Source organism: Actinosynnema sp. NPDC050801 (assembly GCF_040673975.1).
Taxonomy (GTDB): domain Bacteria; phylum Actinomycetota; class Actinomycetes; order Mycobacteriales; family Pseudonocardiaceae; genus Actinosynnema.
Genome location: NZ_JBFAQZ010000002.1, coordinates 762984 through 778758, shown reverse-complemented (window position 1 = coordinate 778758; position 15775 = coordinate 762984). Strand labels below are relative to the sequence as shown.

15 protein-coding genes are annotated in these 15775 nt (G+C 69.2%); all 15 read left to right on the top strand.

Features of this window, described 5'->3' with window-relative positions; all coding sequences use genetic code 11:
- The first annotated feature begins 76 nt into the window (after positions 1–76).
- The 15 genes from AB0K14_RS07910 to AB0K14_RS07840 all read left to right on the top strand — a co-directional run bounded on the left by AB0K14_RS07910 (position 77) and on the right by AB0K14_RS07840 (position 15701).
- Positions 77–2398 (top strand): beta-galactosidase, encoded by a 2322-nt coding sequence (locus AB0K14_RS07910; RefSeq protein ID WP_360459687.1) that lies wholly within the window; start codon positions 77–79, stop codon positions 2396–2398.
- Positions 2395–3723, top strand: coding sequence for an extracellular solute-binding protein (locus AB0K14_RS07905; protein WP_360459686.1), 1329 nt, complete (start codon positions 2395–2397; stop codon positions 3721–3723). Before AB0K14_RS07910 ends, AB0K14_RS07905 begins: the two co-directional genes overlap by 4 nt.
- Positions 3720–4664: a sugar ABC transporter permease gene (locus AB0K14_RS07900; RefSeq protein ID WP_360459684.1), complete on the top strand. Its 945-nt coding sequence runs from the start codon at positions 3720–3722 to the stop codon at positions 4662–4664. Before AB0K14_RS07905 ends, AB0K14_RS07900 begins: the two co-directional genes overlap by 4 nt.
- On the top strand, positions 4661–5506 hold the full coding sequence (locus tag AB0K14_RS07895) for a carbohydrate ABC transporter permease (protein ID WP_360459682.1): 846 nt from the start codon (positions 4661–4663) through the stop codon (positions 5504–5506). The genes AB0K14_RS07900 and AB0K14_RS07895 overlap by 4 nt, the downstream gene beginning before the upstream one ends.
- A complete protein-coding gene (locus tag AB0K14_RS07890; protein WP_360459680.1) occupies positions 5503–6741 on the top strand; it encodes a cellulase-like family protein in 1239 nt (412 codons plus the stop codon). The genes AB0K14_RS07895 and AB0K14_RS07890 overlap by 4 nt, the downstream gene beginning before the upstream one ends.
- Positions 6742–6967: 226 nt before the next feature.
- Positions 6968–7489, top strand: coding sequence for a hypothetical protein (locus AB0K14_RS07885; protein ID WP_360459678.1), 522 nt, complete (start codon positions 6968–6970; stop codon positions 7487–7489).
- 309 nt (positions 7490–7798) lie between these two features.
- Positions 7799–7930, top strand: a complete 132-nt coding sequence (locus AB0K14_RS07880) for a hypothetical protein (protein WP_360459676.1) — start codon at positions 7799–7801, stop codon at positions 7928–7930.
- A gap of 66 nt (positions 7931–7996) precedes the next feature.
- Positions 7997–8560, top strand: coding sequence for an IS3 family transposase (locus tag AB0K14_RS07875; protein ID WP_360459674.1), 564 nt, complete (start codon positions 7997–7999; stop codon positions 8558–8560).
- Between the two features lie 211 nt (positions 8561–8771).
- Positions 8772–9428 (top strand): 2OG-Fe(II) oxygenase, encoded by a 657-nt coding sequence (locus AB0K14_RS07870; protein WP_360459672.1) that lies wholly within the window; start codon positions 8772–8774, stop codon positions 9426–9428.
- Positions 9425–10432, top strand: a complete 1008-nt coding sequence (locus AB0K14_RS07865) for a Gfo/Idh/MocA family oxidoreductase (protein ID WP_360459670.1) — start codon at positions 9425–9427, stop codon at positions 10430–10432. The genes AB0K14_RS07870 and AB0K14_RS07865 overlap by 4 nt, the downstream gene beginning before the upstream one ends.
- Positions 10429–11637, top strand: a complete 1209-nt coding sequence (locus AB0K14_RS07860; protein WP_360459668.1) for an aminotransferase class III-fold pyridoxal phosphate-dependent enzyme — start codon at positions 10429–10431, stop codon at positions 11635–11637. Before AB0K14_RS07865 ends, AB0K14_RS07860 begins: the two co-directional genes overlap by 4 nt.
- Positions 11638–11666: 29 nt before the next feature.
- Positions 11667–12395 (top strand): inositol monophosphatase family protein, encoded by a 729-nt coding sequence (locus AB0K14_RS07855; protein WP_360459666.1) that lies wholly within the window; start codon positions 11667–11669, stop codon positions 12393–12395.
- Positions 12396–12538: 143 nt separating this feature from the next.
- On the top strand, positions 12539–13462 hold the full coding sequence (locus AB0K14_RS07850) for a glycosyltransferase (RefSeq protein WP_360459664.1): 924 nt from the start codon (positions 12539–12541) through the stop codon (positions 13460–13462).
- Positions 13459–14496, top strand: a complete 1038-nt coding sequence (locus tag AB0K14_RS07845) for a glycosyltransferase family 2 protein (protein ID WP_360459662.1) — start codon at positions 13459–13461, stop codon at positions 14494–14496. The genes AB0K14_RS07850 and AB0K14_RS07845 overlap by 4 nt, the downstream gene beginning before the upstream one ends.
- Positions 14493–15701: an MFS transporter gene (locus tag AB0K14_RS07840; RefSeq protein WP_360459660.1), complete on the top strand. Its 1209-nt coding sequence runs from the start codon at positions 14493–14495 to the stop codon at positions 15699–15701. Before AB0K14_RS07845 ends, AB0K14_RS07840 begins: the two co-directional genes overlap by 4 nt.
- Positions 15702–15775 lie beyond the last annotated feature (74 nt).

Genomic DNA, 15775 nt, shown 5'->3' with positions numbered 1-15775 from the left:
ATGAATACTTCTTGACAGTCGTGTGGCGGCTGCTCACGATGAACCCGCCGCTGACACAGGAGTCCAGGAGCGCCACATGCTCTCGCTGCACGCGCACGATCCCTCCCCGCCGCTGGTGGGGCACCTGCCGATGGGCTCCGCCCCTGGTGACGCCAGGCCGGTCCGGGTGGACAGCCGGGCGTTGAGCCGGGACGAGCGGCCGTGGCTGCCCGTGATGGGCGAGTTCCACTTCAGCCGCTTCCCCGAGTCGCTGTGGCGGCGCGAGTTGTCGTTGATGAAGGCGGGCGGCATCGACGTGGTCGCCACCTACCTGTTCTGGAACCACCACGAGGAGGTCCGCGGGCAGCGCCGCTTCGACGGCAACCGCGACGTGCGCCGCTTCGTGCGGCTGTGCGCCGAACTCGACCTGGTCGTGTCCGTGCGCATCGGTCCCTGGTCGCACGGCGAGTGCCGCAACGGCGGCTTCCCGGACTGGTTGTCCGAGGTGGCGTGCACGCCGCGCACCGACGACCCGGCGTACTTGGCCCTGGTGCGGCCCTACTACACCGCCATCGCCGAACAGCTGACCGGGCTGTGGTGGGGCGACGGCGGTCCGGTCGTCGCGGTGCAGGTGGAGAACGAGCTGTACGACCAGCCGGAGCACCTGGCCACGCTGCGCGCCGTGGCCGAGGAGGTGGGTATCAGCGCTCCCCTGTGGACCGCCACCGGGTGGGGTGCCGCGCGGCTCCCGCCGGACCTGCTGCTCCCCCTCTACGGCGGCTACCCCGAGGCGTTCTGGGAGGACGTCTCCGACGGGTGGGCGCGCGAGGTGCGCCGCCACTACTTCGCCACCCCGATCCGCGACGACCACGCGATCGGCGCCGACCTGCGCACGACCGCGCCCGAGGGCAGCGGACCCGACGACACGCGCTACCCGTACGCGACGTGCGAGCTGGGCGGGGGCATGGCCATCGCCTACCACCGCCGCCCGCTGGTCCCGGCGGCCGACGTGTCCTCGCTCGCCCTGGCCAAGCTGGCGAGCGGGTCGGCGTGGCAGGGCTACTACCTCTACCACGGCTGCTCCCAGCGGCTGGACCTCGCGACCCGCAACCAGGAGTCGCACGACACCGGCTACCCCAACGACCTGCCGGTGGTGGACTACGACTTCCAGGCCCCGCTGGGCGAGTACGGGCAGGTGCGCCCGTCGTTCGCCGCGCTGCGGCTCCAGCACCTGTTCATCCGCGACTGCGGCGCCGACCTCGCCCCGGCCGCACCGCACCTGCCCGACGAGCAGCCGCCGAACCTGGACGACCGGGGCACGTTGCGCTGGTCGGTGCGGTGGAGCGGCGGCCCGGCCTTCCTGTTCGTGAACAACCACCAGCCGCACGAGCCGCTGCCCGACCACGACGACGTGCGCTTCGAGGTGGTGCTCGGCGACCGCACCGTGCTGCTGCCCGCCCGAGGTGTGACGATCCGCTCCGGCGCGCACTTCGCGTGGCCGATCGCCTACCGCGTCGGCGGGGTGGAACTGGCCTGGGCGAGCGCCACACCGGTGGCGCGCTCGGACTGGGAGGGCGTGCCCACGGCCGTGTTCGTCGCGACCGCCGGTGTCAGCCCGCAGTTCGCCTTCCCCGCCGGGACCCGGGTGACCGGTGCGCGGATCGACGAGTCCGGCGTGGTCACCGTCGCCCACCCCGGTGTCGACACCGTCCTCACCGCCACCACACCGGACGGCGCGAGCACGCGGCTGCTGGTGCTCGACGAGGACAGCGGCCTGCGTTTGCAGCGCCTGGACGTGGCCGGCGTCGACACCCTCGTGCTGTGCGACGAACCCGTGGTGGCAGACGGTGAGGCGATGTGGGTGGAGACGACGGCCGATCACGTCGACGTGTCGTTCCTCCCCGTACCCCGGCAGGTCGTCGGTGAGCCGCACGGCGCGTTCACCCGCGTCCGCCTCGCGGCCGGCGGCACAGGGCACGAACCGGCGCTGGAAGTCGTGCGCGCCCACGCGCAGCCCCCGCCCGCCAGGACCGGTGGTTCCCAGCACCGGGCCTCGGCACCGCTGGACGAGGACTTCGAGCACGCCGCGGTGTTCCGCCTCGACGTGCCGGGCGAAGCGCTGCGCGGCGACGACGAGGTTCTCCTGGCGGTCGGCTTCACCGGCGACGTGGCACGCGCGTACGTCGACGGCCGGCTCGTGGCCGACCACTTCTGGTACGGCCCGCCGTGGGAGATCGGTCTGCGCCGATTCGCCGACGAGGTGGTGGAGCACGGAATCGAGATCAGGGTCCTGCCGCGGGCACCGGAAGCCGCGGTGTACGTCGATCCGTCGGTGCGCGCGCAGTACAAGGCCGCGCTGGACACCGCCTCGGTCGACTCGGTCCGGCTGGTGCGCCGCACGCGGGTGGAGCTGTGGTGAGCGCGCCGAGGGACCTGTTCACCAGGCGTTCCCTGCTGCGCGGTGCGCTGGGCGCCGCAACCGCGGGTGCGCTGGCCGCGTGCGGCTCGCGCTCGACGGCCCCGGTCACCTCCGGCGGGGTGGACCTGCGGATCTGGACCCACGACCCCGGCTACATCACCACCTTCACCAAGGCCGCCGCCGACCCCGCGCTCACCGGCGGGTCGACGTTCACCTTCCGGCCGCGGATCACCACGGTCGCACCGGGCGACATCGTGACGCGGATGATCGCCCAAGCCGTGGCCGACGGCAACACACCGGACCTGGCGGGTTTGGTCATCGACCAGTTCCCCCGGGTCATGGGCTCGGCCATCGCGGAGAACCTGTTCGTCGACCTGACCGACACCGTCGCGCCGTTCGGTGACGACCTGCTCAAACTCGCTCCGTACGCCGTGAGCGGCAAGCCCTACGGCCTGGACTCGGACAACTCGATCACCGTCCTGTACTACCGGCAGGACGTCTTCGCCGAGCACGGCGTCCCCGAGGACGTGGCCACGTGGGAGGAACTGGCCGAGCACGGGGAGCGCCTGGCCCGGGACGAGCAGATCAGCCTCGGCATGGTGTCGGTCGGCGACAACGGCGCGATCGTCAACGGCTTCACGCAGATGTTGCTGCAACGCGGCGGTCGGGTGTTCGACGAGTCGGGCGCGCTGGTGCTCGACTCGCCCGAGGCCGTCGAGGTGCTGGAGTTCCTGGCGCGCGGCGTGAGCAGCGGTTTCCTGCTCGCGCTGCCCGACCCGTACGGCAGCGCGTGCGCGGCGGCGCTGAAGTCCGGGCGGCTCGCCGCGACCGCCATGCCGAACTGGTACAACGCCTACGGGCTGCGGGCCAACGTGCCCGACCAGAAGGGCCGCTGGCGGATGCGCACGCTGCCCAGATTCGCCGGCGGCGGCCACCTGGCCACCACGCTCGGCGGCACGGCGTTCACCGTCGTCAAGGACAAGCCCGCCACCGAAGCGGCGCTGGAGTTCCTGCGGCGGGTCTACCTGACCCGCGAGGGCCAGGTGCTGCGCTACCACGCGGGCGGCTACCTGCCGACCCTGCGCCCCCTGTACCGCGACCCGGAACTGCTGGCCGTGCAGGACGAGTACCTCGGCGGGCAGCGGGTGTTCGACGTCTACTCCGCGGCGGCCGACGACCTGCCGCTGTTCCACCAGGCCGCGGGCATGCAGGTGCTGTCCGCCGTACTCGGCGGCCCCGTCCTCGACGCCCTCCGGGGACGCACGACCGCCCACGCCGCGATCCGGACGGGAATCGCGGCCTACCGCCGGCAGGTGAAGCGATGAGCACACCAACGCTCGAAAGAGCGCCGACCACCGCTCCCCCGGCCGGTGGACCGGGCTCGTGGTGGTCCCGCCACCAGCGCGAAGCAGCCCCTTACGCGTTCATCTCGCCCTTCTTCATCCTGTTCGGGCTGTTCATGGCCGTGCCGATCCTCGTCGGCCTGTACCTGAGCTGCACCGAGTGGGCCGGCCTGGGCACCCCGAAGTGGGTCGGCCCGCGCAACTACACCGACCTGCTCACCGACGCGAGCTTCTGGACGTCGATGGGCAACACCGCCGTGTACGTGCTGTTCACGCTGCTGGTCGTCGTGCCCGCCGCCCTGCTGATCGCCCAGGCGCTCAACACCCGCGGACTGCGCGGCCGCGACGTGTTCCGGCTCGCGTTCTTCATGCCGGTGGTCATCTCCCCCATCGTCATCACGCTGGTGTTCGGCCTGTTCTTCGACACCGAGTTCGGCATCGTCAACGGCGCGCTCAAGGCGGTGTTCGGATTCGGCGGCATCGACTGGACCGGCGACCCCGTCTGGGCCAAAGCCACCGTGATCATCCTCGTGCTGTGGCGCTGGACCGGCTACCTCACCGTGTTCTTCCTGGCCGGATTGCAGAACGTGCCGCGCGAGCTGTACGAGGCCGCCGCCCTCGACGGCGCCGGGCCGGTGCGCCGCTTCACCAGCGTCACGCTGCCCGCGCTCAAGCCGGTGACCGCGTTCATCGCCGTGACGGTGCTGGTGAGCACCGCGCAGATCTTCGACGAGCCCTTCCTCCTGACCCAGGGCGGACCGGGCGAGTCGACCCTGTCGGTGGCGATGTTCGTCTACCGCGCAGGCTTCCAGCGCCAACAGCTCGGCTACGCCGCCGCGGCGGGCGTGGTGCTGTTCCTCGTCGTCGTGGCCCTCGGGCTGCTGGCCAACCGCCTGCTCGGCGTGGGAAGGGACCCCCGATGAGCACCCTGACCACCACACGTCGACCGCTCGCCGGCCGCGTGCTGCTCTACGCGTTCCTGCTCACGCTGCTCGTCGTGTTCGCCCTGCCCTTGCTGTGGGCGCTGTCGGCGTCGTTCAAGAGCCGCGCGGACATCTTCGGCTACCCGCCGTCGCTGCTGCCGGACCCGGCGGTGCTGGCCAACTACCGAGGCCTGCTGGAGGCCCAACCGTTCTGGAGCTGGTTCACCATCAGCACGGTCGTCGCCGTCATCGCCACGGCCGTCTCGGTGCTGCTGTGCTCATTGGCCGGGTTCGCGTTCGCCAAGTACCGCTTCCGCGGCCGCAACGCGCTGTTCACGATCATGTTCAGCTCGCTGGCCGTGCCCTTCGCGGTGATCGTCGTGCCGCTGTTCATCATGGTCGCCAAGGCGCGCCTGACCGAGCCGTACTTCTCGCTCGTGGTGCCGTGGGTGGCCCCGGCGTTCGGGATCTTCATGATGCGCCAGTTCACCGAGCAGGCGGTTCCCGACGAGCTGCTCGACGCCGCCCGCATGGACGGCTGCACCGAGTTCGGCCTGTTCCGCCGCGTCGTGCTGCCGCTGCTGCGCCCGGCGCTGGGTGCGCTGGGCGTGTGGTCGTTCCTCAACAGCTACAACAGCCTGCTGTGGCCGCTCATCGTCATCAGCGAGCCGGAGGACTACACGCTGCCCATGGGCATCCAAGCGCTGTTCGGCGCCACCGGGCGGCAGTACGACCTGGTGCTCGCCGGGTCCGTGCTGGCCGCCGTGCCGAGCCTGCTGGTGTTCTTCCTGCTGCGCAAGCAACTGCTGGAGGGCTTGACCGCCGGGGCGGTGAAGGCGTGACCCCGGACAAGCTGACCATCACGCTGTGGGACTTCACCTGGTACACCCGCACCGGGCCGGGCGAGCCCTTCGAGGACCTGGACAACGCCTTCGCCGAAGCGGTGGAGCGCGGCTACAACACCGTGCGGATCTGCACCATGCCGCTGCTGCTGTTCGGCTCGGGCATGAACACCGCGCGGTTGCGGCTGGGCCCTTTGGGCGGCGGATACGGATCGCGGGTGCGCTGGTACGACGTGGGTGCGGAGACCGTCATCAACGCACGCGCATGGCTGCTGGAGCTGTTCCGCGCCGCACGACGGCACGACTGCCACGTCATCCTGTCCAGCTGGGAGTACCAGCAGAGCCCGTCGTTCGCGCTGGACCGCTCCTGGTTCGACGCGGTGATGGCGATCGACCCCGAGGACCGTCCCGTCGCGCTGGCGAACGCGCTGGCCGACCTGGTGGACCTCCTGGCCGAGCACGGACTGGACGACCGCGTGGCGTTCACCGAACTGCACAACGAGGTGCAGGCCGGGCACCTGACCGACGGCCTCGACGGCGATCTCGTGGTCGCGTTGCGCCCCAGGTTGGAGCGGGGGATCGAGCGGTTCAAGCAACGCCACCCCGACCGCCCGGTCACGGTCAACTACGCCGGGGTGCCGGTCGGCTCGATGCGCGGCATCCCCCGTGACGTCGACGTGGCGGTGTTCCACCCGTACGTGTACGGCGTGCTGGACGAACTGCTCGACGAGTTCGCCCTGCGCGACCCGTCCCGCCCGTTCCCGCAGGACCGCGCGCACCGGGAACTGCTGCGCCCCGGCGCTCCCGACTTCGACGACTGGCTGCCGCCACCCGACCAGCGTTGGCGACTGGAGGCCACGATCGTCGGTCGGCGCGAGCTGTACGTGCACGACTGGTGCGACCCCGACAAGTGGGACGCCTGGCTGTACGACCGCTACGCCACCCACCGCACCGCCATGCACCAACAGCTCGCCACCTGGATCGACGCCGCCGCCGACTGGGCCGCCGAAACCCGCGTCCCCTTGGTCTTCGGCGAGGGCTGGATCGGCTACACCCCGCTGCACAGCACCTTCGAGGAGGGTCCCATCGGCGCCGCGTTCTGCCGCACCGCCGCCGCAGCAGCCGCCAGGGTCGACGCGTGGGGCTCGGTCGTGTGCTCCAACGCCGCCCCGCACCACCCCATGTGGCAGGACATCGCGTTGCAACGCGAGTGCAACGCTCTGCTCAGCGGCTGACTCCCCCGCTCCGAACCTGCTCAAGGAGGAACAGGTACCCGAACCCCCATCAGCCGGTCCGGGCCGGCCGCATTCCTGACGGGCTTCGCGCTGATCGAGTGAATCGGCGACTGCCGCGCGGACTCCTCGACTGCTTCCGCACCATGGCGGAGCACCGGGCAACCCTGGGGTCGGCGGTGCGTCCTGTGTTCAGTGGGCGGGGAGGCCCACGGTGAGGGGGAAGATCATGCGCAAAATCTCATTGGTGGTCGTCGCTGTGCTGGCGGCGATGTCGTTGGTTCCGGGGAGTGCCGGGGCCAGTACCTGCGAGCCGGTCGACTGGGGTTCGGAGCTGAAGACCGTGTTCGACGGCACGGGCGGCACCGTGACCGACATCCGCTCAGGGCGTCACGAGTGCTTCGACCGGTTGGTGATCGACACCAACCTGGTCGAGGGCGGGTACTACGTGCGCTACACCGACGAGGTCACCTACGTCGGGTCGGGCGAGCCGGTTCCGCTGCGGGGTGGGGCGAAGTTGTTCGTGATGGCCTACACGCCGTCTTACGACGGGAACTACGACCCGACCTACCTGCCGGCGAACCCGACCGAGGTCGTGGACGTGACCGGGTACGAGACGTTCCGGCAGGTCGCCTGGGCCGGGTCCTGGGAAGGCACCACGGACCTGGGACTGGGCGTCCGCGCCCGGTTGCCGTTCCGGGTCTTCACGCTGCCGGACCGCGTCGTCGTGGACGTCGCCCACCGCTGGTGAGGCGTGGGGTTGCCCGCCGGGGCAACCCCACCACGCAGTGCGCGTGCCGTGGTCCGCACACCGGGACCACGGCACCGCAACCCGGAGGGGACGCACCAGCATCGTCACCGTCATCCGCGAGAGGTCGGCGCACCGCTCTTTTGCGGCTGCCACCTTCGGCCGCGCTGCTAGCCTCTGTTGGAGATCAGACGCGGTATCACGGGGTCGACGTGCAGAACGAGTTCTCCGGACATGCGCGCAATGTGGTCCAGGCCGGGATCATCTCGGGTGGCGTGCACATCAAGATCCCCACTCTGATCGCCCTCGGCGATGCACTTCGGTCAGCCCGACCTCGCCAGGCAGCAGTGGCAACTCGCCCTGCACATCTTCGACGCCCTGGACGCACCGAAAGCCGCCGAGATCCGCGCCCGCATCGAAGGCGCGGAACAGCCTACCGGGTGACGCCTCCCGCAGACCTCTCCTACCGGACGGTCGAACCAGGCGGGATCACGGGGCACCGTGCCGGTGGTGGCGTTCACCAGCGTCCTTCGCGGCACGCCGGTGCCGCCCGGTCCGGAGGCGCTGTGGCACGCGGCGACCGGTGAGTCGGAGGAGCTGCGCCAACTCCGCAAGGAGAACGCGGAACTCAAGCGCGTTAACGAGATCCTCAAGACCGCGTTCGCGTCTTTCGCGCGGCGGAACGCGACCCGACCGGCGACGGTCGTGAAGCTCGCCGAGCAGCTTCGCGGCCGCTTCGGGGTCGAGTTCGTCCTCCGGATCCTGGGCATCGCCTCCTCCACCTACCACGGCTGGGTGGCCCGCCAGATCGACCCCTCCCGTCGCGAGCGCGACGACCGGGCCATCTTGTCCGAGATCGCCGGCATCCATGCTGTCTCGGGCGGCACCTACGGCAACCCGCGAGCGCACCAGGTGCTGCGTCGCCGGGGTATCCGCATCTCGTGCAAGCGGGTCGAGCGGTTGATGCGCCAAGGCGGGTCACAAGGGGCGTTCCTGCGCAAACAGTGGCAGACACCGTCGACCAGGCGGGATCCGCGGACCGCACCGGCGCCGCACACCCGCCGTGTCGAATAGCTTTATGGTACAGTGGGTAACTGGCCCGTCACTAGTGGTTACCATGGATGTGCAGGGCGGTTGGCGGTCGTAGCAGAGACTGAAGATCCGGCCTCTCCTCATCGGGTTGAAACGGTATCGGCGTTGTGCCAGATAGCTGCTGCCGGAGACCGGAGTGCGGCTGGATCGTTCCACCTGGCTTGTCCTGCGCTCAACCAGGAGGACTTCGCAGATGGTCGAGTTGTGCGGAAAGACAGTCGAGCCGGACCTCCTCCCATTTCGACACTTCATCGTCGACGACTTATGGGAATCCGATCTGTTGACATCGGTGCTCGACGAGTTCCCGGACGAGTCCGATGACCGGTGGATTCGCTACGCGAGCGCCGACACCGAGGAAAAGCTCGAAGGTCCGGAGACGATGTTCGGGCCTGCCACTCGTCGCCTGGTCCGCATGATCGCCGAAATCGGTCCCGACCTGAGTTCGGTGTTCGCCATGCCGCCCCTCCGGCTGTCCACGGAAGGCGGTGGATACCACCAGACGAACCCGGGCGGCGGATTGGCCGTGCACGCGGACTTCAACCGCAGCGAGGACGGCCTCTACCGGCGGGTCAACGTGATCATCTACCTCAATCGCCGGGACCAGCCGGTCGAGGGTGGCGAGCTGCAACTCTGGGACCTCGACGGACCTCGTAAGCACGTGGTTCCGCAGTTCAACCGGACATTGGTCTTCGAGACCAGCGACCACTCCTTCCACGGGCACCCGGAACCACTGCGCGGTGTGCACCCGCGTCGGAGTTTCGCCGCCTACTTCTTCTCCGCAGAGCAACCGGACGGGTACTCCGAGGAGCACAGCACCATCTGGCACCCGCGAGGGATGCGGACGCCATGAGCCTGAACGCGCTCCTGATCGGCTACGGGTTCATCGCGCAGGGGCACGAAGCCCACTACCGCACCAACGGCCAGGTGACGATCGCCGGAGTCGTTGACCACTCGCCGCAGCGTCGACAAGCCGCCGAACGGCGCGGTCTCACGGTCTTCGCCGACGTGGCGACCGCCGTGCGGGAACTCGACATCGACTTCGTCGACATCTGCACACCGCCGACCTCGCACGCCGGGTACCTCACCATGGCACTGGAGCACGGTGTCAGCGCCCTGTGCGAGAAACCCATGTTCGTCAACGGGTCGGCCGTCGAGGCGGACATCTTTGACCGGTCGATCGACGGAGACGTCTTCGCCTTCCCGGTGCACAACTACCGCTTCGCGCCTGTGTTCCGGAGATTGCAACAGGTCGCGGACGAACACCCGGGAGGGCCGGCGTTCGGTGAGGTGCGGGTGGTCCGCAGCGGACACGCCCGCGGGGTCGTCGACTGGCTGCCGGACTGGCGGAGGGACAACGCCATCGCCAACGGGGGGATCCTGACCGACCACGGCCCGCACGCGATCTACACCGCCGAGATGATGGCCGGCTCCCGGGTCGAGGCGGTGTCGGCGTGGTTGCACTTCGAGTCCGCCGACAGCGACAACGAAACCACCGTCAACCTTCGGCTGCGCTTCGCCAACGGTGCGAGCACCACGGTGTTCCTCACGTGGGAGGCCGACACCCGCGAGTCGCACTATGCGATGATCTTCGACGACGGTTTCGTCACCGTTGACGACGACCGGATCCACAGCACCGTTCCCGGGTCCCGGTTCGTGGAGGACGTCCGATCGGACTTCAACGACGCGTCGCACTCGTCGTGGTTCGGCGGGGTTCTGGACGAGTACCTGTCAGCACATCACGACAAAGAGCTGCGGCGCTCCCGGCTGGTCGAGGCGCGACGGGTGCAGCGCTGCATCTCGGCGGCGTACTCGTCGGCGTCGGACAACGCCCGGTGGCAGGTGGTCGAGTCGTGACCGACGTCGAACTCCGCACCTCGGGGTTGTTGGACACGGCGTTGCGGGTGGACGCCCGTGCGCGAGCCCGCGGTCCGATCACCGGACGGGATTACGACGTCGATGCCTACCCGGTGCACGCGCGCAGCGCCAAGGGCTCCCGCATCCGTGACGACAGTGGTCGCGAGTACCTCGACTTCCTCCTCGGTTACGGCCCGATCGTGCTGGGGCACAACGACGACCGGGTGAACAACGCGGTGATCCGGTGTCTCGTCGACGGCGGGGCCAACTGCATGGCGCCGTTGTGGCCGCCGGAGCAGGTCGAACTGTGCGACCTGCTGTGCGAGGTCGTCCCCAACGCCGAAGCGGCGTTCCTGCTGAAGACGGGTTCCGATGCCACCTCTGCCGCGGTGCGCCTGGCCAGGATCCACACAGGGCGCGAAGTTGTCCTCCGGGCGGGTTACAACGGCTGGCACGACTGGTCGGCGCCGCGTCCGGTGGGGATCCCGGAGTCGGTCCGGTCGCTGACCCGGGAGTTCGACTTCGACGACCTGCACAACCTCGAAGAGCTCCTCTCGGACGACGAGGGCCGCGTCGCCGCGGTGATGACGACCCCTTTCCAGGAGTCACGGACCACCAGTGCACATCTCGCGGCGATCAGGGACGCGGCGCACCGCCACGGAGCCCTGTTCATCCTGGACGAGATGCGAAGCGGGTTCCGGCTCGCACTCGGCGGTGCGCAGGAGTACTTCGGGGTCGACGCGGACATGGCGACCTTCAGCAAGGCGATGGCCAACGGCTTCGCGATCTCCGCGCTCACCGGTCGTGCGGAGGTGCTCGACGGCCTGTCGCGGACGAAGATCTCGTCGACGTTCTTCGCCAGCCGCCCGGAGATGGCGGCGGCCATCACCACCGTGAGGCTACTGCGTGACACGGATGCGCTGGAGACGATCCGGATCCGGGGGGAACAGCTGTTGGACGGCATGCGCCCGATCTTCGCGAACCACCGGGACGTGGTGAGCGTGCACGGCTACGGACCGATGCCGGCACTGGTGTTCGCGCCGGAACCGGCTGCTCGCGCTGCGGCTGACCGGTTCGTGGAGGCGTGTGCCGCACGGGGCGTGCTGGTCCACCCGAACCACCAGTGGTTCGTCTCCGAATCGCACACATCGAAGGACATCGATCACGCGCTGGAAGTCTTCGACGCGGCCGCGGCAGCGTTGTGATGGCGGCGTTCGAGCACATCACGGATCGCTTGCTGCAAGCTGTCCTCGACGTCGAGGACGTCCTCCGGACCGTGGATCGAGATGGCCGGGAGTCGGCCGAGGGGTCGGCGAACCCCGCCGACGTCGCCGCGCACAAGCACCTGGTGTCCAGCGCGGCGGCGGTGGCGGTGCGAGCGATCTCGGAGGAGGACGCGGAGCCGGGCGAGGGACGCCCGCTCGCGTCCGGTCTGCGGGTCTACGTCGACCCGGTCGACGGCAGCCGGAACTGGGAGACCGGGAGCGGTCCGTTCGGCCCGAGCGTGTGCCTGCTGGACTCGGCAGGTCCACTGTGGAGTGCGGTGTACGACATCGGCGCCGGCCGGCTGGTGACGGCGGAACGCGGTCGTGGTGTCACCACCCGGTCGACGCTGCCGCAGCACGACGTCGAACGCCGTCCACCGGTGGTGTTGGGTGGACCTTCGTGGGCCCCGCCCGAACCCGGTCTGCGGCACGCGGTCAACGGCGCCACGGCGCACGACCTGTGCGCGCTGGCCTTGGGCGAGTGTGAGATCTACCTCGACACCACGAACACCGTCCGCCCGTGGGACTACCTGGGCGGACTGCTCGTCCTGTGGGAGGCAGGCGGCTACTGCGCCGACCTGGACGGTCGTGTGCTCGTTCCGGCTGCGGAAGAGCGCTTCACCCGCAGGCTCGTTGCCTTGTCGCCGGCCATGACGGCGGCGGTCCGCACGTCGAGCACGGGGAGGGCCTCAACGTGAGAGTCGGTGTCATCGCGCCACCGTGGCTCGTTCCCGCCACGTCCTACGGCGGTGTCGAGAACGCGATCGACACGGTGTGCAGGGGCTTGGCGATACTCGGTAACGACGTGTTCCTGTGGGCGGCAGAAGGATCGACGTGCCCCGTGACGACGAGCGGGTCGCAGGCCGCGACGGACAACGCGGCCGCGTGGCACTCGGCACCGGAGGAGGCGGACCACGTCCTGAAGGGGTATGAGTGGCTCGACGGGCATGCTGTCGACGTCGTGGAGGACCACACCTACCTCGGCCCGCTGATCGGGCCCCTGCTGACGCGCGCGCCCGTCGTCGCGGTGAACTCGTTGCCTTTCACCTCACCGCACCGGGAGGGATCGCATCCCGACCTGTCGCGCATCTACGCCGAAGCGGCTCGGCGCGCCCACGTGGTGGCGATCAGCGCCGACCAGGCGACAGGCGCGGCGGCCCCGGTCGCGGCCGTCCTCCACCACGGGACCGGATTCGTCGAGGAGACCGCCAGGTTGCGGGCCAGGCCACCTGGACCCGACAGCTACGCGGCGGTGCTCGGGCGCATGTCACCGGACAAGGGCATCGTCGAATCGATCAGGGCGGGTCTGGACGCCGGACTCGGCGTGCGCATCGCGGCCCGGATGGAAGAGCCCAAGGAGTTCTCCTACTTCCACGATCAGGTGGCGCCACTGGTGGACGGGGACCGCGTCAGCTATCTCGGCTGCTTGGGGCGTGCGGAGCGCGATGCCTTCCTCGCAGAGGCCGTCTGCTTGATCAACCTCGCGCAGTGGCCGGAGCCGTTCGGTCTGGTGACCATCGAGTCGATGGCCGTCGGCACCCCGGTCGTGGCGACTCGTGTGGGCGCGGCTCCGGAGCTCATCACGCCGGGGATCACCGGCTTTCTCGTCGACTCCGAACCCGACGCGGCCGAAGCCGTGGGCGAGTGCGGATCCCTCGACCGGTCTTCGGTCTACCACGAGGCGCGGAGGCGGTTCAGCGCGACGGCGTGCGCGCGTCGACGGATGGCCTTCTACTCGGAAATCGTGAAGGGTGCCGATTCGTGACCGACGAATCCTCGGAGCGGGACGTGACGGTCTCGATCCTCGTCGTCAACTGGAACTCCGCCGGTGAGACCGCGAGCTGCGTCGAGTACCTGCGCAGCCGTGGTCCCGCCGACCGGGTCGAGTTCATCGTCGTCGACAACGCGTCGAGCACGTCGCTCGAACCAGTGGAGCAGGTGCTCGGACCTGCCGACAAGTTGATCGTGTCGCCGGTGAACCTCGGCTTCGGCGCGGCCTGCAACCTCGCCGCCACCGTCGCACGTGGGCAGAAGCTGTTGCTGCTGAACCCCGATGCCCGGGTGGACGCAGGCGCCGTGATGCGGATGGCGGACGCGCTGGACGCCGATCCGACGGTGGGTTGCGTCGGGATCCGCCACGTGTTCGAGGACGGTTCTCTCCAGTGGAGCACGGATGACGCGCCCACCGTCGGACGCGAGATCTTCTTCCTGACGCCCTTCTCCGATTGGAAGCCGGCCCACCTGCTGATCGGTTCACCACGTCGCTGGTCCGATCACACCGAAGACCTCGACGTGGACTGGGTCAACGGCGCCTGCATGATGATCACAAGGAATGTGTGGGACGACGTGCGGGGATTCGACGAGCGGTTCTTCCTGTTCGCCGAGGAACTCGACCTCTGCCTCCGGATCCGGGCTTCTGACCGAAGGGTGAGGTTCCTGTCCGATCCGACAGTGGTTCATCGCCTCGGTGGCAGCTTCTCGCACGGCAATGCACGAGAACTGAGACTGGCGCTGCTGAACCAAGGTATGCTCCGCTACTTCCACAAACACCGCTCGCGGCCGGCGTACGCCGTGTTCGACATCGGCCTGAGACTCGTCGCGCTCGCCGGCATCGCGTGGTCCGGTGCGGCGGCCCTCTATGAGCGGCGGCGTGGGCAGGAGCTGCCCTCCGCGGTGTGGGCACGCCTGTGCCAGGGGGAACAGGGAATATCCGGGCGGGCTTGCATCCGGGCCTGGTGGCGAGTGCTCACCGTCCGCCGGGACGCCGTGCTCCGACCATCATCGGAGTCCGCCGCATGATCACACTGGGACTGCACCGCTACGTCCGACTCGCCCGCGTGGACGGCGCGAGGCCCCTGATGGTCTTTAGCGCGCTGGCTCGCCTCGGTGCGGCGATGATCGGCGTCGGTGTGATCGCGATGATCGCTTTCCGGGACAACGGTTTCGACACCGCCGGCATCGTCACCGCAGCGGGACTCGCATCGCTGGGCGTCTGCGGTCCGTTCGTCGGGCGTTTCATGGATCGTGTCCGCGGCGGAGCATGGGTCTTCGCGGCCTGCGCGGCGTCGACGGCGAGCCTCCTGTTGGTGACGTGGCTGTCGTTCACGCACGCGCCGGCGTACGTGCTCGCCATCGCCTACATCCCGTTCGGCGTGCAGCCCCAACTCGGCGGACTGGTGCGGGCTCGATGGGTGGAGAGACTCGGCTCGGACCGCAAAGCCGTGCACACCGCCAACGCCTACGAACAGATCGTCGAGGAGAGCTGCTACCTCATCGGACCGGCGTTGAGCGGCGGTCTGGCCGCCTGGTTCTTCCCCGAGGCCGGCACCCTCGTAGCGGCCGCGCTGTTCCTCATCGGGGCCGCGGGGTTCGCGTTCCTGGTCAACCACGAGCGCAGGCCGGACGACGACCACGTCCAAGATCCGAACCGCCCGGCTCGCAGGCCCCTGTCGGACGTGCGGCTGCTCGGCTTGGCCGTGTCGACGGGCTTGCTCGGTGGTGTCTTCGGGTCCTATGACGTTCTCGCGGTGGCATACGGTGACCAAGCCGGTGCGCGCGGGGTCGGCGGAATGCTCATCGCCGTGTTCGCCGTGGGCTCACTGATCGGAGGCCTGGTGAACGGCGCATACGCCTCAGCACGGCATCCATCGCGCCGGTTGGCCGGGTGCCTGCTCGGATTGTGCGTATCGCTCGCGTTCGCGCCCTTCGCGCAAACGATCCTTCTACAGTGCGTTGTGGCGTTCGGTGCCGGTTTGTTCGTGGCACCGTCGCTCGCAGCGTCAATGACGTGGGCTCAACAGATCGTGCGCCGGGACAGCCTGGTCGAAGGGATGGCAATCGTCACGACCGCAATCATGTTCGGTGTGTCGATCTCGGCGTGGATTGCCGGTTTGGCCGCAACCGCGCTATCGCTGCCGCACGCCTTCCTCCTGTCGCTGGGGTTCGCCGTCCTGTCGCTGTCAGGCTGCCTGGTATGCCGCCGCCTGATGGGAGTTCCCCGATAGCTCGGGGCGACTGAAGCGCTCCGATTGTCGTGGATGCTCTCATGTGCACCGACGTCAGTAAGTGGTCAGTTCAG